Origin of the sequence: Bacillus sp. EKM202B, assembly GCF_011066025.1 — a bacterium.
GTDB classification, from domain to species: domain Bacteria; phylum Bacillota; class Bacilli; order Bacillales; family Bacillaceae_G; genus Bacillus_A; species Bacillus_A toyonensis.
Genome location: NZ_JAAMNK010000001.1, coordinates 368,264 through 385,957, shown reverse-complemented (window position 1 = coordinate 385,957; position 17,694 = coordinate 368,264). Strand labels below are relative to the sequence as shown.

21 protein-coding genes, 2 pseudogenes and 2 riboswitches are annotated in these 17,694 nt (G+C 35.4%); of the genes and pseudogenes, 13 read left to right on the top strand and 10 right to left on the bottom strand.

Going from position 1 to position 17,694, the window contains the following annotated elements; all coding sequences use genetic code 11:
- Window positions 1-43 precede the first annotated feature (43 nt).
- From G9F74_RS01980 to G9F74_RS01960, 5 genes are all read right to left on the bottom strand, one after another.
- Window positions 44-556 carry a 1,2-dihydroxy-3-keto-5-methylthiopentene dioxygenase gene (locus G9F74_RS01980; RefSeq protein ID WP_000057312.1) on the bottom strand — a complete coding sequence of 171 codons (513 nt, stop codon included), beginning with the start codon at window positions 554-556 and terminating at the stop codon, window positions 44-46.
- Entirely contained in the window at window positions 534-1,172 is a 639-nt protein-coding gene (locus tag G9F74_RS01975) for a methylthioribulose 1-phosphate dehydratase (RefSeq protein WP_000811318.1), read from the bottom strand. Before G9F74_RS01975 ends, G9F74_RS01980 begins: the two co-directional genes overlap by 23 nt.
- Entirely contained in the window at window positions 1,169-1,828 is a 660-nt protein-coding gene (locus G9F74_RS01970; RefSeq protein ID WP_000027454.1) for a 2-hydroxy-3-keto-5-methylthiopentenyl-1-phosphate phosphatase, read from the bottom strand. Before G9F74_RS01970 ends, G9F74_RS01975 begins: the two co-directional genes overlap by 4 nt.
- Complete coding sequence (gene mtnW, locus G9F74_RS01965; RefSeq protein WP_000014210.1) at window positions 1,825-3,069, bottom strand: 2,3-diketo-5-methylthiopentyl-1-phosphate enolase; 1,245 nt, start codon at window positions 3,067-3,069, stop codon at window positions 1,825-1,827. The genes G9F74_RS01970 and mtnW overlap by 4 nt, the downstream gene beginning before the upstream one ends.
- Window positions 3,070-3,133: 64 nt before the next feature.
- A riboswitch (SAM riboswitch) is annotated at window positions 3,134-3,239 on the bottom strand.
- 52 nt (window positions 3,240-3,291) lie between these two features.
- Window positions 3,292-4,482 carry a pyridoxal phosphate-dependent aminotransferase gene (locus G9F74_RS01960; RefSeq protein WP_016109053.1) on the bottom strand — a complete coding sequence of 397 codons (1,191 nt, stop codon included), beginning with the start codon at window positions 4,480-4,482 and terminating at the stop codon, window positions 3,292-3,294.
- Between the two features lie 14 nt (window positions 4,483-4,496).
- Between G9F74_RS01960 and G9F74_RS01955 the strand changes: the two genes are divergently transcribed.
- The 4 genes from G9F74_RS01955 to G9F74_RS01940 all read left to right on the top strand — a co-directional run bounded on the left by G9F74_RS01955 (window position 4,497) and on the right by G9F74_RS01940 (window position 8,131).
- Window positions 4,497-5,360, top strand: a complete 864-nt coding sequence (locus G9F74_RS01955) for a carbon-nitrogen family hydrolase (protein WP_016109052.1) — start codon at window positions 4,497-4,499, stop codon at window positions 5,358-5,360.
- A 72-nt stretch (window positions 5,361-5,432) separates the two neighbouring features.
- Window positions 5,433-5,573, top strand: a riboswitch (SAM riboswitch).
- A gap of 90 nt (window positions 5,574-5,663) precedes the next feature.
- Complete coding sequence (gene mtnK / locus G9F74_RS01950; protein WP_016109051.1) at window positions 5,664-6,845, top strand: S-methyl-5-thioribose kinase; 1,182 nt, start codon at window positions 5,664-5,666, stop codon at window positions 6,843-6,845.
- Window positions 6,842-7,903 carry an S-methyl-5-thioribose-1-phosphate isomerase gene (gene mtnA, locus G9F74_RS01945; RefSeq protein ID WP_000103030.1) on the top strand — a complete coding sequence of 354 codons (1,062 nt, stop codon included), beginning with the start codon at window positions 6,842-6,844 and terminating at the stop codon, window positions 7,901-7,903. Before mtnK ends, mtnA begins: the two co-directional genes overlap by 4 nt.
- Window positions 7,904-7,969: 66 nt before the next feature.
- Complete coding sequence (locus G9F74_RS01940) at window positions 7,970-8,131, top strand: YvrJ family protein (RefSeq protein WP_000393323.1); 162 nt, start codon at window positions 7,970-7,972, stop codon at window positions 8,129-8,131.
- Window positions 8,132-8,249: 118 nt separating this feature from the next.
- Here G9F74_RS01940 and G9F74_RS01935 read toward each other — a convergent pair whose 3' ends face one another.
- Entirely contained in the window at window positions 8,250-9,026 is a 777-nt protein-coding gene (locus tag G9F74_RS01935) for a 3-hydroxybutyrate dehydrogenase (protein WP_016109050.1), read from the bottom strand.
- A gap of 196 nt (window positions 9,027-9,222) precedes the next feature.
- Between G9F74_RS01935 and G9F74_RS01930 the strand changes: the two genes are divergently transcribed.
- The 4 genes and pseudogenes from G9F74_RS01930 to G9F74_RS01915 all read left to right on the top strand — a co-directional run bounded on the left by G9F74_RS01930 (window position 9,223) and on the right by G9F74_RS01915 (window position 11,431).
- Window positions 9,223-9,552, top strand: a complete 330-nt coding sequence (locus tag G9F74_RS01930) for a PadR family transcriptional regulator (RefSeq protein WP_000107973.1) — start codon at window positions 9,223-9,225, stop codon at window positions 9,550-9,552.
- A complete protein-coding gene (locus tag G9F74_RS01925; RefSeq protein ID WP_016109049.1) occupies window positions 9,552-10,319 on the top strand; it encodes a DUF1129 domain-containing protein in 768 nt (255 codons plus the stop codon). The genes G9F74_RS01930 and G9F74_RS01925 overlap by 1 nt, the downstream gene beginning before the upstream one ends.
- A 13-nt stretch (window positions 10,320-10,332) precedes the next feature.
- Complete coding sequence (locus G9F74_RS01920; RefSeq protein WP_016109048.1) at window positions 10,333-11,094, top strand: DUF1129 domain-containing protein; 762 nt, start codon at window positions 10,333-10,335, stop codon at window positions 11,092-11,094.
- A 51-nt stretch (window positions 11,095-11,145) separates the two neighbouring features.
- A pseudogene (locus tag G9F74_RS01915) lies at window positions 11,146-11,431 on the top strand (DNA-binding protein).
- Window positions 11,432-11,460: 29 nt separating this feature from the next.
- Here the strand turns inward: G9F74_RS01915 and G9F74_RS01910 are convergent.
- The gene (locus tag G9F74_RS01910; RefSeq protein WP_000371630.1) at window positions 11,461-12,078 is read right to left on the bottom strand and encodes an ImmA/IrrE family metallo-endopeptidase; all 618 of its coding nucleotides are present in this window, start codon (window positions 12,076-12,078) and stop codon (window positions 11,461-11,463) included.
- A 177-nt stretch (window positions 12,079-12,255) separates the two neighbouring features.
- Between G9F74_RS01910 and G9F74_RS01905 the strand changes: the two genes are divergently transcribed.
- The 3 genes from G9F74_RS01905 to G9F74_RS01895 all read left to right on the top strand — a co-directional run bounded on the left by G9F74_RS01905 (window position 12,256) and on the right by G9F74_RS01895 (window position 14,421).
- Entirely contained in the window at window positions 12,256-12,549 is a 294-nt protein-coding gene (locus G9F74_RS01905) for a DUF3928 family protein (protein WP_000288323.1), read from the top strand.
- A gap of 107 nt (window positions 12,550-12,656) precedes the next feature.
- Window positions 12,657-13,106 carry an NUDIX hydrolase gene (locus G9F74_RS01900; RefSeq protein WP_000540531.1) on the top strand — a complete coding sequence of 150 codons (450 nt, stop codon included), beginning with the start codon at window positions 12,657-12,659 and terminating at the stop codon, window positions 13,104-13,106.
- Between the two features lie 139 nt (window positions 13,107-13,245).
- Entirely contained in the window at window positions 13,246-14,421 is a 1,176-nt protein-coding gene (locus tag G9F74_RS01895) for an acetyl-CoA C-acetyltransferase (protein ID WP_000552062.1), read from the top strand.
- 28 nt (window positions 14,422-14,449) lie between these two features.
- On the opposite strand, the gene G9F74_RS01890 is transcribed toward G9F74_RS01895, so the two are convergent.
- Together G9F74_RS01890 and G9F74_RS30370 are read right to left on the bottom strand one after the other, a co-directional pair.
- Window positions 14,450-15,202 (bottom strand): AAA family ATPase, encoded by a 753-nt coding sequence (locus tag G9F74_RS01890; protein WP_000567990.1) that lies wholly within the window; start codon window positions 15,200-15,202, stop codon window positions 14,450-14,452.
- A gap of 10 nt (window positions 15,203-15,212) precedes the next feature.
- A pseudogene (locus G9F74_RS30370) lies at window positions 15,213-15,457 on the bottom strand (hypothetical protein).
- A gap of 116 nt (window positions 15,458-15,573) precedes the next feature.
- Here G9F74_RS30370 and G9F74_RS01880 point away from each other — a divergent pair.
- Window positions 15,574-16,302 (top strand): DUF4184 family protein, encoded by a 729-nt coding sequence (locus tag G9F74_RS01880; protein ID WP_001116887.1) that lies wholly within the window; start codon window positions 15,574-15,576, stop codon window positions 16,300-16,302.
- A gap of 36 nt (window positions 16,303-16,338) precedes the next feature.
- Entirely contained in the window at window positions 16,339-17,103 is a 765-nt protein-coding gene (locus G9F74_RS01875; protein WP_000973887.1) for a hypothetical protein, read from the top strand.
- Window positions 17,104-17,149: 46 nt separating this feature from the next.
- Here the strand turns inward: G9F74_RS01875 and G9F74_RS01870 are convergent, their stop codons facing one another.
- Entirely contained in the window at window positions 17,150-17,581 is a 432-nt protein-coding gene (locus G9F74_RS01870) for a DUF3997 domain-containing protein (RefSeq protein WP_000758796.1), read from the bottom strand.
- Between the last annotated feature and the right edge of the window lie 113 nt (window positions 17,582-17,694).

Sequence of the window (17,694 nt, the reverse complement as noted above, 5' to 3'; positions counted from 1 at the left end):
GGTTGGAAAAGGGGGTCCAAGTCCTTTTATTCAACTGGCTACCTTAATAGATTGGAACCCAGCCTTCAGTTGTAACAAAAATACGAATAGCTACAACTTGACGATCATCCTGCAAAGTAAAATAATGTCTTGCATTTTCAGGAACAGAGATTAGGTCGCCTGGCTCAAGTTCAACGTCAAAGAATTTTCCATCTTTGCCTTCAATAGCAAAGATGCCATGGCCACTGACAATAAAGCGAACTTCATCATCAGTATGATGGTGTTCTTTTTGGAAATTAATTAATAATTCGTCAAGGTTAGGTGTGCTACTTGAAAGTGAAATTACATCATGCGCTTTATAACCTCGGCGTGCTGAAACATCAGCGATTTCTTTTGAAAAAACAGTTAATATTTCAGCTTTGTTATCATCTGTTAACGAATAATTTTCATTTAAATGAGTAGGAAGTTTAGAAATATTCCATTTCTCATATAAAACGCCTTCCTCTTGTAGAAATTTTGATACTTCCACTTCATTCTCAATGCGAGTATTTACTTCATGAATACGAATTTGCGCCATTAGAAACGCCTCCTTGAATTGATAATAGTTTTATATGAAATTGGAATAAAAACTCATAAGCTTCTAATCTTTTCTTTGCATCAAAGCTATCACGGCCCCATACAGTGATGCCGTGATTTCGAATTAATACTGCTCCCGAATCTCCTTGTATATGTTTTCGGAAGTTCTCCCCAAGTGTTGGGATATGAGCATGGTTTTCGATAATAGGAATGTGAATTGTTGCACCTTCCTCCCAAATATCAAGAGCTTTAATGATTTCTTGATTTTGAAGGGTGACTGTATCGCTATACAAATTTGTGATGACATTGTTATCCGTTGTATGAACATGAAGTACGCACCCGGCATTCGTATTGTTATAAATATGTGTATGCAATATTGTTTCTGCTGAAGGGCGTAATTCAGTCTCTAAAACAGGAACTCCTGCATGATCTACTAATAGAAAATCATCTGGAGTGGTTTTTGTTTTATCTTTACCGCTTGCTGTAATAAGGAAAGTAAGCGGCTCATGACTAACTTTTATAGAAATATTGCCACTTGTTGCTGGAAACCAATTTCGAGTTGTTAATTCTTTTTTAATCTCGCTTAAGTCATACCATTGACGAAACAGTTGTTTCATGATTTCACCTCCAACAAATGTTTTAATTCAGCTTGAACATCGTGAAATGTTTCAAACGGTGTATAAACAATATGATTTTCTTTACACTTTGTAATAAGGAAATCGCGAGCGAATACTTTATCTGCTTGTTTCGCAGCTTGTAAATCAGTAATAGAATCTCCGATTACAATATGGAAATTATTTGTATCACTTAATTTGCGGATTAAAGATGATTTACATAATCCACAATGATTTTGACAGTAATGATCACAAGGGTTAGGCCACTTAACTGTAATGTATTCATTTGAAAAGTCTGTTTCATTACAGTAAATTTGCTCTTTTGGAATGATTCCTTGTAAGAGTGGATAGACGAAGAAATCCATTCCACCTGATACAACGTAAAAAGAAATATTATTTTCATTTACAAATTGTATAAATTCACGAAAGCCACTACGAATTTCGGCAGTTTCTTTTAAAAATTGAATTATATCATCATGCAAATTAGTAGGTAGCAATTGAAATAATTGAGAAACACCTTCTTGAATAGAAAGCTCTTGTGATAAAATTCTTTGCTTTATTTCTTCTGCTTCTGGTGGTGCGAATTTTTCCATAATCGACATAATGTTATCGTTATTTGTAATCGTACCATCGAAATCACAAAATACTTGAATACTCATAATTTCACCTCATAAGAGGGATTTCCCCATATTTGTAGTGCGCTATGCAAATTTATGTCATCTACTTCATGGAGTAGATTACCTTGCAAAGTAGCATCAATTGCAGTGCGGAAAGCCTTTCCACCACCTTGCGCCCCATACGGATGCCCATGTATGCCGCCGCCCGCATTAATAACAACATCTTTACCGAAGTCTCGTAGAATAAAGGGAACGAAACCAGGATGAATGCCAGCAGATGGGACAGAGAAACTTTTCTTGAAAAACGCATCGTCTTCAGTTAGATAGTTTGAAATGTTGAAAGCATCTTCCTTTTCTAACGCAACACTTCCGTATGGAGACGGGAATAAAGAAAAATCAGCACCAGCATAACGTAGTAGCTTTCCAAGTAATAATGGAGATGAGACCCCATATAGCTTGGATGCTGAATAAGCACCACTTACAGCAGGGTGTGCCATAATAGGAACTGGGATTTCATCATCTTCTGCCAGTGATTGTAGTACATCTAGTCCGTAAGCAAATACATTAAATAATAGAATATCAGCACCAGCCTGCACTGCGCGTTTCGCATTTTCTTTTAAGTCGAAAGTTCGCCCTGTTAAATTTACGGCATATAATGTTTTATGGCCGTATGTTTCATATACGGATTGTAAAACTTCTTTTCCAGATACAATTCGCTTCGCAAGTGGTGTTAAGGAGTTCTCGAATAAAATTTCATCATCTTTTACGATATCCACACCACCAATTGCTTGATCGCGTAATTGAGTTTTTAAGTATCCAATATTTCGTCCAATCATTCCTTTGAAAATGCTCATTAAAAGGGGACGGTTATACACTTGTACACGATTTCGAATACCGTCTATACCGAATTTTGGACCAGGGAAGTGCTTTTTTAATTCGTCTGAAAACGTTAAGTCAATTAATTTCACTTCGCCATCAAGTGATAACTTTCCGAATGTAGTTGTTAAAATCGCTGGTAAATCTGGACTGAAATTTAATAATGGGTATTCGATTTTAATAATCCCACGTTTTACTTTTTTGCGTAGATACGAATTGATATGTTCTTGTTCATCTAATTCCTCAATATGAATGACGTTGCCTTTATGTTGTTTTAATTGTTCTTGTAATAAATGTGGCAAATGAGTCCAAGAGCCAATTGTTAAACCGAGTGCAATTTGTTCAGCCTTTTTGTCTAAGTTAAGTGAATCGTCATGGATTAAATACGTCGCTATAATTCCGCTCATTGTTATAACCTCCTAGTTAAATAAAAAAACCTCTCAGCTAAGGAGAGGTTTTTTTACAACCAGCTCCTTATCTGTCAGCGTAATGCTGCGAGAATTAGCACCGTGTCTACAATTGTAGATCGGTTGCCGGGTTTCGTCGGGCTCGTCCCTCCACCTGCTCTTGATAAGAAGTATTTAGAAATGTTTAAATTTTTAAGATAACTGAATTTTGTCAGATATTTTTCATGTTGTCAACGACTTTTTGAAAAAATTTAATTTATCAATTCGATTAATTGCTTCTCGTAATCGTTCTTCTGTGTGCAAGAGACCAACGCGGACGTATCCTTCACCGTGTTCACCAAATCCAACACCAGGAGCAACTGCAACGTGTGCTTTTTCTAGCAAAATATCAGAAAATTGCTCAGATGTATAGCCTTCTGGTACAGGAAGCCATGCAAAGAAGGATCCGGTTGGGATGTCTACATTCCAACCGATAGAGTGACAAGCTGAAATAAGAGCATTTCTTCGAGATTCGTAACTATTTACAAGATCTACGACGCAAGATTGTGAACTTAATAGCGCTTCGCGGGCAGCGTCTTGAACTGCACCAAAAATACTAACATACATATGATCTTGCAATAGGTTAATTGTTTCGATGACACTTTCATTCCCTATGGCAAAAGCAATACGCCATCCAGCCATATTGAAAGTTTTGGATAATGTGTAAATTTCAATTCCTATATCTTTTGCACCGTCTGCTTGCAAGAAACTAACCGGTTTTTGACCATCAAATCCGATCGCACCGTAAGCAAAATCGTGAACGACTAATATATTATGTTTATTAGCAAAATGAATGGTTTCATCAAAGAAATCTTTTGATGCAGTAGCACCAGTAGGATTGTTTGGATAGTTTAAAAACATTAACTTTGCTTGTTTCGCAATAGCGTCATCAATTTTTGTATAATCTGGTAAAAATTTATTTTTGGCAATAAGCGGCATTGTTTCAAATTGTGCTTTTGCTAAAGCAACTCCGGATAAATAATCTGGATAGCCTGGATCGGGAACGAGAATCGTATCACCAGGATTGGTAAAACACATTGGTAATTCTACTAATCCAGCTTTTCCACCAAACAAAATAGCAACTTCAGTTTTTGGATTTACTACTACATCATATTCACGTTGATAGAATGTTGCCACGGCTTCTTTTAAGCTTTCGTGTCCGCGAAATGGCGGATATTTATGATGAATGGTCTTTTCTGCAGCATGTTGTAAAGCTTTTACGATATGCTGCGGTGTTGGTTGATCTGGATTACCTTGACCTAGATTAATAACATCGTGACCAGCCGCAACGACTTTGTTAACTTTTGCAACAAGTGAAGCGAAAAATTGTGTTGGCAATGATGTTACTATCTCAGAAGGTTGAAATAATTTCATACTTTCCACCTCTTTTGAAAGTTGTTACAATTCTAGTGACAAATGATATAATCTTTCCAGTATTTTGTAAAGAGAAAATTAAGAATGGGGCTGAAAAAATGAAAGTCGCATGTATTCAAATGGATATTGTATTTGGAGATGTAGAAAAAAATATGGAGAACGCTAAAAACAAAATAAGCGAAGCGATGAAGGAAAGACCAGATGTTATCGTCTTACCAGAACTATGGACAACAGGATATGATTTAACGAGGCTTTCTGAAATTGCAGATAGAGATGGATTAGAAACGAAAGAAAGGTTGAAAGAATGGTCGAAGCAATATGGTGTACATATTGTTGGTGGTTCTATAGCAAAGCAAACAGAGCAAGGGGTTACCAATACAATGTATGTCGTAAACAACGAAGGAGATCTAGTCAATGAATATAGTAAAGTACATTTATTTCAGCTTATGGATGAACACAAATATTTAATAGCGGGTAATGAAACAGGTGAATTTAAACTAGATGATATCGAGTGCGCTGGCACAATTTGCTATGATATTCGTTTTCCAGAATGGATGCGCGTTCATACTGCTAAAGGGGCAAAAGTTTTCTTCGTTGTAGCAGAATGGCCATTAGTTCGTTTAGCACATTGGCGTTTGCTATTGCAAGCAAGAGCAGTTGAAAATCAATGTTATGTTGTTGCATGCAATAGGTCAGGAAAGGATCCGAATAATGAGTTTGCAGGTCATTCTCTAATTGTGGATCCTTGGGGTGAAGTCGTGGTAGAGGCAAATAAAGAGGAATCCATTTTATTTGGAGAACTTACATTCGAGAAGATTAAAGAGGTACGTAAAGGAATTCCAGTTTTTGCAGATCGCCGTCCAGAACTATACAAATAAAATATTGACAAGTGATTTTTATTCTTGGTATAGTCTTCAACATAAAGTTAAAAATTCTAAAAAATTATATAACTCTTATCAAGAGCAGGTGGAGGGATTTGGCCCGATGAAGCCCAGCAACCGACCGTAATACCATTGTGAAATGGGGCGTTTATGACGCCAAAAGGCACGGTGCTAATTCCAGCAGAAAGTAAAATTTCTGGCAGATAAGAGGGGAGAAGATAAACTTCAAACCTCTTTCTTAGTGGAAAGAGGTTTTTCTGCGTTAGAAAAACCTCTGAATTTAAAAAGGAGGAAAAGACGATGGGATATTATTCATTAACAGAAGTAACAGCTGTACAATATGCGAAAGAACATGGATATTTTGACAAGAAGGCGAATGTAGTTTGTCATGAAATAGGAGATGGAAATTTAAATTACGTGTTCAAATTAGTTGATGGAGAGAGATCAATTATAATAAAACAAGCACTTCCATATGCGAAAGTAGTTGGTGAGAGCTGGCCGTTGTCTATAAAAAGAGCGACGATTGAAAGCAAGGCATTACAAATTTTCGCGAAGTATGTACCAGATTATGTTCCGGTAGTGTACAGTCATGATGAAGAGTTAGCAGTTACAGTAATAGAAGACTTATCAAGACTAACAATTACAAGAAAAGGATTAATAGATGGAGAAGGATATCCACTTTTATCCCAGCATATCGGTCGTTTTCTAGCACATGTTTTATTTTATACTTCAGATTTCGGTTTACAGTCAGAAGAGAAAAGGGTGCTAGAAGGTACATTTGTAAATCCAGACCTTAGTAAAATTACAGAAGATTTAGTTTTTACGGATCCGTTTGGACATTACGATACGAATGATTATGAGTCAGATTTACAGTCAGTGATTGATGAACTTTGGAGTGACAAAATTTTAAAACTAAAAGTAGCACAATATAAATATAAGTTTTTAACGAGAAAAGAAGCGCTTATTCATGGTGATTTACATACTGGTAGTATTTTTTCATCACCTTCTGAAACGAAAGTGATTGATCCAGAATTTGCAACGTACGGTCCATTTGGCTTTGATATCGGTCAATTTATTGCAAATCTATTATTAAATGCTTTATCGAGAGAAGAAGAAAAGAGAAGTGTACTATTTTTCCATATAGAAAAGACATGGAGTTATTTTGTAGAAACTTTTACGAAGTTATGGATTGGAGAAGGGGTAGAAGCATATACGAAAGAAAAACAATGGTTACCAATTATTTTGCAAAATATCTTTACTGATGCCGTCGGATTTGCCGGATGTGAACTGATTCGTAGAACAATTGGTTTAGCTCATGTAGCGGATTTAGATGAAATAGCAAATAAAGAAAGAAGAATTCAAGCTAAGAAGCAAGCGCTGTACTTAGGAAAAGAACTAATAAAATATGAATCTAAGTGTGCTGATATTCAACTGTTTCGAACATTATTTCAACAGACAGTTTCAGGAGGCATAAAAGCATGAGTACATTTGTAACTGTTCCGAGGTCTGTAAGTTGGAAAGGTGATGCAATTGCGGTATTAAATCAAACAAAGTTGCCGTATAGTACAGAATATAAAACGTTGACGACTATTGAAGAGGTATGGAAAAGTATTGTAATGCTAGAAGTACGCGGAGCACCCGCAATTGGAATTGTAGCAGCATTTGGTTTGGCGCTTGCATCAAAAAAATATAACACGATACATATTGAAGAATTTCAGAAGATATTTAATAGAGATTGTAACTATTTAGGGACATCACGACCGACGGCAGTGAATTTGTTTTGGGCAATTGATCGTATGAGAGAATCTATTCGAGAGATTATTACAATAAAAGAAGCGCAAAAAACATTAGAAGAAGAAGCGCTTCGCATTCAGCAGGAAGATGAAGAGGTATGCCGGAGTATTGGGGAACATGCGTTAACATGCTTTACAGACGGTGATAACATTTTAACAATTTGTAATGCTGGAAGTATTGCAACTGCAAGGTATGGTACTGCATTAGCGCCGTTTTATATCGGGAAAGAAAAAGGTGTACACTTACATGCGTATGCATGTGAAACGAGACCGGTTTTACAAGGTGGCCGTTTAACGACATGGGAGTTAAAGCAAGCGGGTATTGATGTGACGCTTATTACAGATAATACGGCAGCTCATGCAATTCGTACGAAAGAAATTGATGCAATTATCGTAGGGGCAGATCGAATTGTCGCAAATGGAGATACGGCAAATAAAATCGGAACAATGAATTTAGCTATATTAGCAAAGTATTTCGAAATTCCATTTTACGTTGCAGCTCCGTTATCTACGTTTGATATTACGAAACAAACAGGTACCGAAATTGTTATTGAAGAAAGAGATGAAACAGAAGTTACGAAAATTTTTGGCAAACAAGTGGCACCGATTGGTACAGATGTTTATAATCCTGCATTTGACGTAACACCGCATGAATTAATTACAGGTATTATTACTGAGAAAGGTATCATACGTGGAGATTATGAGCGAGAAATTGCATCATTATTTGAAAAACAAGCTAATACATAATAGCTTGTTTTTTATGCCTAAATGTGCCTTTTCCCCTTATTTATATAATGAAAGGAGGAGAGAAGGATGGAAGAGTGGATCGGGATGATAGGTAATGTAGGCTTTCCAATTGTTGTAACATTATATTTACTCCATCGGATTGAAAGTAAATTAGATGGGATAACTGTTGCGATAGAGAAACTGCCACAGCAATTACTAAAGTACGATGATCCTCGTGATAAAAAATAAAGTTTGCTCTTCGTGAGCAAACTTTATTTTTTTATCACGCATTAACTGCCCGTAAAAGCCCGATTGGTGAGGGCTACGAATCAGTGGGGGATGAAGCCCCACTGATTAAAGTTTCACTTTATTGAGCAATATAACCACCATCGATAACGACAGCTTGACCAGTTATGCCTTTTGCTTTTTCACTCGCTAAAAACATAGCATAATCAGCAATTTCTTGTACTTGTAATAAACGTTTTTGTGGTACAAGTGGATAAATGACATCTTCTAAAACATTTTCAAGCGGTACATTTCGTGTAGTAGCTAAGTCTTGTAGTTGATTACGTACAAGAGGGGTATCGACATAACCAGGGCAAAGTGCATTAACAGTAATTCCATGGGTAGCACCTTCTAATGCGGCAACTTTTGTCAGTCCAATTACGCCATGTTTTGCGCTATTGTAGGCAGCTTTTCCGGCGAATCCGACAAGGCCATTAATAGAAGCGACGTTAATAATCCGGCCGTATTTTTGTTTTTTCATAATAGGAAAAGCGTGTTTGATGGCGATAAATGGAGCGATTTGCATAATTTTAATAAGAAGCTCGAATTTCTCAGTTGGAAAATCTTCAATCGGTGAAACATGTTGCATTCCTGCATTGTTAATTAATACGTCTAATGAACCGAAATGACTAACTGTTTGAGAAAGCGCTACTGTAATTTCTTCTTCAGATGTAACGTCACATTGTAAACCGATAGCTTGAAAGCCTTCTTTTTGTAATTGCTCAGCAGCTTCTTTCGCACGATCTTCAAGGCGATCAGTAATAACAACTTTTGCGCCTTCTTTTGCAAAAGCATTCCCCATTTCATAACCAATACCACTCGCAGCACCTGTTAAAAAGACAACTCGATTTGTAACCATGATGAAAAACACTCCTTCATAATAAAAGTTCCCTCATTGCTCTATTTAGAGGGGGAACTACGAAATTCCTGCAAACATTTGGAAAAAATCCGTTAGCTATCTTGTTTTACAAAATAGTCCCTGCTATACTATTTTGTAAAGCAAGATACTTACGCTTATCTATCTTGTAAAACAAGATAGTGGGAGGATTTCAATTATGTCGACAAGTCAAATGCTGAAAGGGATTTTAGAAGGATGCTTACTTGCTATTATTTCTGAAGGTGAAATATACGGTTATGAAATGAGTGAAAAGCTAGCGAAGTATGGTTTTACAATGGCGAGTGAGGGAAGTATTTATCCGTTGTTAATACGGATGCAAAAAGAGGGGCTAATATCAAGTGTAATGAAGGAATCTCCATCTGGTCCAAAAAGGAAGTATTATACGTTAACAGAAAAGGGAGAAGATGAACTGGATGAATTTATGGGTCGCTGGGAAGCGATGCAAAGTAGTGTAGAACGTCTACTTGAAGGGAAGGGAAGAAAATAATGCTATCAAGTGAAGCACAAAAGTTTTTGTTAGATATGAGATTGTTTTTGACCGCAAAGAGTGTGAAAGAAAGCGATATGGAAAGCTTTTTAGAAGATGCAGAGTTGCATTTAATAGAAGGTGAGAGTGACGGGAAAAGTGTAGAAGAAATTTTTGGAAGTTCGCCGAAAGAATATGCTAATGAACTTGTAAAAGTGATGGAAAGAGATAGACAGGAAACGTGGAAGCAAATTGGTTTTACAGTAATGAATATCGTAGCATTTTGGATTATTGCTTCTATTTTAATAGTGAATAACGGAAAGTTACAAATTTCACTTATTCAGTGCATTGGTTATAGTTTCACATTAATGTTAGCTGTGTTAGGCCCTAATTTTTTGCTTCGTAAAATGACCTTTGTAACAAGCTTTACAAAAACGTGGTTTTCTATGTGGTCTTTAGTCATGATCGCTCCAATGTTTTTATTAGGAGTTGTTACGATATTAGATGTAATATATCCTACAAAGATGGTTACATTCACCCAAATGCAAAGTTATATGTTAACTGGTGGGATCTTTATCATGACAGTAGCTATAAACATGTATTTTGAAGGATGGTTTAAAAACTTATATTTAATTATTCCTCTTTCTATTATGTTAGTATTTCAAGCATTTACATCAGAAGATCTCATGCCAATGTTATTTCAGATTATATGTTTATACGGAAGTTTATTTATTTTAATTTTCGTTGAAATTATGATGAAGACGAATAGAAGAGAAACGGTTAATTAAGGGAGGGGTTATAATGAAGGTTTCTAAAGAAGGAGAAGAGTTTTTAATCGATACGAAAGTATATTTAATAACAAAAGGGATTAAAGAAGAAGATGTGGACGCTTTTCTAGAAGATGCAGAACTTCATTTAATAGAAGGTGAAAAAAAGGGGAAGACGGTAAGTGATATATTTGGTGATTCACCAAAAGAGTATGCAGAAGAATTGGTGAAAGAGATGGAGAAGGATAAAAGCGGGAGTATAAAAAGTATTTTAGGAATGATTATTGGTATTGGTGGATACTGGTTACTTACAAATATTTTATTTGAAAGTCCGAATCATGAATTTACATTAAAGAATGTACAATTGATTGGATACCCAATTGTTTTAATGATTACTATTGTGGATATTATTTTTGCTTTTAAGATGTCATCATTTAAAAGCAAAATAAAAGAATTTAGCATTATTTATGTAGCAGCTTTGCTACCAATTTTATTACTAGTATTATTAATGTTTATGAATAAATGGTATGGGACACCTGTATTGCAATTAACTACTATACAAAGTTACATACTAGCTGGAATTGTCTTATTAGTATTGTTAATTGGGGAAGCGTACATACTTGGATGGATTGGAATGCTAGTTGTTATTATACCGCTATTAATTATGTTTGTATTTAAAGAATTAGGAAAGCAAAACCCATATTGGGGAATACTAGAGCCTTTACTTCTGTATGGAAGTTTATATGTATTAATGCGATGGTCTTTAAAAAATGAAGAGCAAAAAACTGTAAACTAGTGTTTTACTGATATTGAGCGAACGGAATATTGTATTGAGAGGGGAACAAATATGCAAAGTATATTTCTAGGTATATTATCTATTATATTTCTAGGTTTAACAATTTTCGGGCTATATACTACCTTTTCGAAAAAAGGTACATGATAACTATTTTGATACTTTATTAGATGACACATCAGGATATATTTTGTTCTTCGGGTTAATAGGAAAAAGGCTGCTCTGGATATGCAAAAAATTATTTCCAAAGAAATATTATATAGGGATTTTTAGAGGGATTACATTTACGTTTAGTTGTCTATTTTTATTTCTAGCAGCCGGGACTTGGTTTGTTGATTAAATAAGTTGTTTTAAACAGTAATAAGATTGTTACTGTTTTTTTCTTTGTAATAAAGAGCTTTGTAAAGAGAGTTCTTTTTGTTCGTTTGTTAATAAGGAATGAATATGGACGTTTTCTGGGCGGGGGACTATAGGGTACATCAGATTTGATGGAGAAGGGTGGTGTTCCGAGCCAGTTGGAGAATGAGGATCTGCATGTGTAAGTTTTCCGTGAACGCGCCTTGTGAATAAAATATGGCCAATTTCGTGAGCGAGCGTATATATATTTTTCATAGGAGCGGCTGAATTTGTTAAAACGATATAACCAGTAAGTTGTTGTTGTTTGGCTAAAGAGTAAGCACAGGCAATTACTGCTGTTTCTTTAAAATAATCACTGCCAATATAACAAATATAAAGATCACATTCTGGAGCTTCATTTACACACGTTTGGAAAAAGGATGCTAATTTTTCCTGACTTTGAATAGAATTTTTATAACTAATTTCACGGTCTGAAAAACGAAAAAGCTCATTTAATACAATTACTTCTTGAATTTGAAATGTAATGGGGTGCCAAATTGATTCTGCGACTGCTAAATCTTTTGCGATACGGTCTTCAGAAATGTTGGCGCCTGGCGTAATGCAAATACATATATTGACGTATGGATCCATAGGGAACACCTCAAATGAAAAAATTCTTCCTATAATATATGTGAGAAAAAGGTGCTATGTATGGATAAACGCCTTGTTTATTACATGAATATATAGACTACAAGTCGAAAAAATTTCATAGTTCTATAACGTAGTATGGTCATCTTTTTGATATAGTAAAGGAAAGGGGGAGAATATATGTATACATTAAAAATCGTTTCAGACAGAGAAGCTCTTTATCAATTTGCGAGTTATGTAAAAGTTGTGCAAGGGGTTGAAGATGTATATGTAGAGGTGGGAGAACCTGTATATGAACATCCATTAATGAAGTTTTACGTACATATTAAGCTGGGGGAAACATATGATCAACATAAAGCGTTACAAGAAATAGCAAGATTAGTAGAATTGGGGCGTTTTACATACGTTCATTATCGTAATGATGAAATTGAAGAAGCTTTTGAAGCTGTAAAATATGAAAGTTTTAAGAAATAAAGTGAAAAAAGGGAGCGAAAGCTTCCTTTTTTTCTTGAAATTTACATCAACAAAATGAGAAAAATTTTGTTATGATAAGGGAGGGTGAGGAAAGGAGAGTTTACATATTGGGGTATATTGAAGAGTTACGTAAAGTCGTTGGTACAAGGCCACTTATTTTAGTAGGATCAGCAATTATTATATTAAATGATAGGCAAGAAGTATTGCTTCAATATCGTTCAGACACATATGATTGGGGTGTACCTGGCGGAGCGATGGAGCTAGGAGAAACGACAGAAGAAACTGCTCGCAGAGAACTATTTGAAGAGACGGGACTAAACGCGAAAATTATGCAATTTATCGGGGTTCTTTCGGGAAAAGAAGTGTACTTCCAATATCCAAATGGAGATGAAATTTTTAATGTCATTCATCTGTATCAGGGGCATCATGTGAGTGGGGAAGTTAAGCTTGATCATGAAGGATTACAGCTTCAATATTTTCCGGTAGATAAGTTACCGAATTTGAATAAAACAACAGAGAAGATTTTACAAAAATTCCTATACGCATTAACAGAATAGAAGGTTAATTCCTTCTATTTTTATTATATTAAATATTTTGATTTTTTAGTATGTTTATAGTATGATAGTTTTAGATATACATCTTATGGAATTTCACCTAAAAACTGACTAGGGTACATAAGAGAGGGGCAAGTACAAAATGCATAATGTTGTCATTACAGCTGCAGTTCGTTCACCAATTGGAACTTTCGGAGGAGCACTAAAAAATATAACACCAGTAGAATTAGCTGTTCCTGTACTTCAGGAAGCTGTAAAACGAGGCGGGGTAGAACCACATGAAGTTGATGAAGTAATTTTAGGTCATTGTATTCAAAGAACTGATGAAGCAAATACGGCGAGAACGGCTGCATTAGCGGCAGGATTTCCTGACACAGTTACGGGCTATACAATCCAACGCCAATGTTCTTCAGGTATGCAAGCAATTATGTCAGCTGCAATGCAAATTCAATTAGGTGTGAGTGATGTTGTTATTGCAGGTGGAGTAGAAGCGATGAGTTCGAGCCCTTATGCATTGAAACAGCACCGCTGGGGACAACGTCTACAGCACGGAGAAATTCGTGATACGGTGTGGGAAGTGCTAGAAGATCCGATTCATCATATTATGATGGGTGAAACAGCGGAAAATTTAGTTGAACAATATGAAATTACAAGAGAGGAACAAGATGAAGTTGCGCTTCGCAGTCATACATTGGCACTACAAGCAATCGAGTCTGGATACTTTGACGATCAAATTGTTCCTATTACAATAAAAGAGCGTAGAAAAGAAATTGTATTTTCTAAGGATGAACATCCGCGTGCAGATATTACAGCGGAAAAATTAGCTGGATTAAAACCAGCTTTCCGTAAAGATGGATCTGTAACGGCAGGGAATGCATCTGGTCTTAATGACGGAAGTGCAGTTCTAGTATTAATGAGTGAAGAAAAAGCGAAAGAAAAAGGCTTACAACCGTTAGCTAGAATTGTTGGCTATTCAGTAGCTGGAGTAGATCCTAAAATTATGGGAATTGGACCAGCACCAGCAATTCGTAAAGGATTAGAAAAAGTAGATTGGTCATTAGAAGATGCAGATTTACTTGAAATTAATGAAGCTTTCGCTGCGCAATACCTAGCTGTAGAGAAAGAATTAGGTTTAGACCGTGAAAAAGTGAATGTAAACGGTAGTGGTGTAGGACTTGGACACCCAATCGGTTGTACAGGAGCTCGTATCACTGTAAGTTTAATTCATGAATTAAAAAGACGTGGATTAGAAAAAGGAATTGCCTCTTTATGCGTCGGTGGCGGTATCGGGGTTGCCTTATTTATAGAAGCATTATAAAAAAGAAGCAGCGTTTGCTGCTTCTTTTTTACGACTCAAATAGATGATGGAATAATCGATCGCGATTTTCAAAGAAAAGTTTCGTCGTTTGATAATGCTCCGTTTCTTCTAAAGATGATTCGTGAATCCCCTCTTGTGTTAAAGAATATATAGTAGATTCAGGATAAGCCATTAATATAGGGGAATGCGTGGCAATAACAAATTGTGAACCTTGTTCAGCTAGTTCGTGCATTCGAATGAGCATGGAAAGTTGTCTCATCGGGGATAAAGCTGCCTCAGGCTCATCTAAAATGTATAAACCTTGTCCTGAAAAACGGTTCATAAATAAGGAGAAAAATGATTCGCCATGTGATTGTTTGTGTAGTGAGATACCACCATATGAGTCAATAACTGGATTTCCGCGTGCTTCTGGATCAGCATCCATTTCATCGATATAAGAAGCGACGTTATAAAATGATTCAGCGCGAAGAAAGAAACCATCGCTTGGTGTATTGAAACTTTTGGAAATTCGAAGATATTCATGTAAAGATGAATGTGAATTATTTGTGCTAAAACGGAAATTCTTCGTTCCACCTTCAGCATTAAAACCTAAAGCAATTGCAATTGCTTCAAGTAGTGTTGATTTACCTGTTCCGTTTTCTCCAATAATGAATGTTACATTTGGATGGAAAAGGAGCGATTGTAATGTTCGAATAGCGGGTAAACAGTAAGGATATGCGGAAAAGCTAGGGATATCTTCTTTTTTTAATGTGACACTTTTTAAAAAGGGTACGTCAATCAATATATAAACCTCAATTCATAACGGATTTTGATTTAAAAAAAGCAAAAAATACAAGTGTAAGACGACTTGCTAATAAAGTGCGCCAAAACCGAGATTTTCCCAGCCGAACGTCATTCTCTGCAATATAAAAATGAAAAGAACGCTTATAAAGCCAACGAGAGCAGGCGTATATTTTATAATTTTTAAGTTCTTCCATAGAAAAAAGAAAAGTGTTAATGACATGAGAACTCCCATTTTATTTTCTGAATATTTCATGAGGATTATAACATGGAAACTATCATATTCCAATGTGAAAATAAACATTGCATGAAGGTCAATTCTCTCGTTATGATAGATGATATTCTATTGGAAATATGAAAAGGAGTTAAAATATGCCGTTTACATTTGCGCATCCAGCAGCTGTTCTCCCTTTTTCTAAAAAGCAGGTTAATTATATTTCAGTAACGGCTCTTATATTAGGTAGTATGGCACCTGACTTTGAATATTTTTTACACTTTAGACCATATGGCGTGATTGGACATACGTGGCTTGGGTTCTTATATTTAAATTTACCTCTTGTCTTTCTATTAGCATACATATATCATTACATTTTAAAAAAGCCGTTTATAACACATTTACCTAAACCATTTGCTGGCTACTATACATATGCAGTAGATGAGAGGTGGGGACTTCATACATGGAAGGATTTCTTTGTATTTTGCTATTCTGCTTTATTTGGTATGCTCACGCATGTTGTTTGGGATGCGTTTACTCATAATACAGGCTACTTCGTTATGGAAATACCATTGTTACAAAGAGAATTACATAGTATTCCGGTGTATAAATATATGCAACATGGGAGTACATGTGTTGGTTTATTATTACTATTACACGTACTATGGAAGTATAAAGATGAAACAGGGAAAGATATTATTATAGCTTCAGAAAAAAGGAAGTATTGGGTTTCGGCAATCATTGTGGCAACTATTATATTTATCGTTCACGCGTTCGTAAATCCCTATTTTCATATTTTCCAAATAGGGGGTATAATAGTATCTGGACTGACAAGTTCGTTTTGTGGACTTCTTATTGTTTCTATAGTTTACAAGACTAGGGACTAATTTATTTTAATGAATGATAGTGTTAGGAGAAATTAAATGATGAAAGCATGGAAAAGTATTTTTGTTTTATGTAGTTTTCTTCTTATGTTAAGTGGTTGCTTCCATCAAGAAGAAAAGAAAGCTGAACCGAAGAAGAAAGAATCTATTCCTGAAACAAAAGAATATGGTGGGCGTGAGCTAAAAAAAATTGGGCAAAAAGTGAAAGAAACAGGATGGGGTACTTTCAAGTTAGAGCAGATACATTCTGTGAATCAAACATTTGAAGTAGCACCAATGAAAATTCATGTACAAGATGTGAAAGTAATCTCTTTATCACAAATGAGTGAAGACGCAAAAAATACATTAAAAGCATATACGGCATTAACTCCTGACGAAGTAAAGCGTAGATTGGGCGATAAGGTAAGTCAAGAAGATGCTGAATTATATGCATCGCTAAGTGGAACAGAGATTAGTGATACGATTCGTTACGTTGAAATTACATATAAGGTGGAAAATAGCGGGAATAAAAACATGCAATTTTTCTCTATGAATGATGTTACGATTAATGATAAGCAACATTTTAAAGTAGCGACTCAAAACTTTTTATATGATGAAGATACGCTCGTTGGTACGAAAAATGTATCAAGAGAAGATTATAAGCCTGGTGAAACAAGAGATGGAATTATCGGTTTAATACTTGATGATGGAAAAGAAAAGGTAAAGGATATTAAATTTACAACGGATGATTTAATGGCAGGAGACACAGAAACACAAGAAACTGTTAAAGAATCACAAAGTTTTAACATTTCACTTTCTGAGTAATATGTTTTTAAAATGATATAAGGAAAAACAGTCAGCATTCTATATATTATGCTGACTGTTTTTTTATTTCTTTTATGTATGAATCTACATTTTGAAAAGGCACTTTAATTTTAAACGCATCTTTTTGTTCATTAAATTGTTTTTCATTATAGGGACCGAAACGTTTATTGTGCTTTACGTCAATAATCCAATAATGTTCACTTTTTTTATTTGCAATTGCTGCGTCAGGGTTATTTGGATCTGACTTTTCCTCTGTTTGTTTTACAATAATGTATTTATCATCCCAAGCGATGTCTGTAATTTTGGCAGGGATGTATTGTGTGGCATATACAGCATCTTGCGTAGGGAACAGTTCAAATGCATTTCCAGAAGTACGTATGAGTTCGTATTCATCGTTAATCGTATAAGATACATGGTTTGTATTTCCTGTACAAGCAGTTAATAGGACGGCGACGAATAGGATTATCCATTTTTTCAATATGGGAACCTCCTTTACAATGCTGTTGTAACACATTGTACAAGAAAAGTAAGAGAAACGCCAGTTTACAATGTTTTTTAGAAGTGGTACGATGTAACGGGTAAAGAAGGATA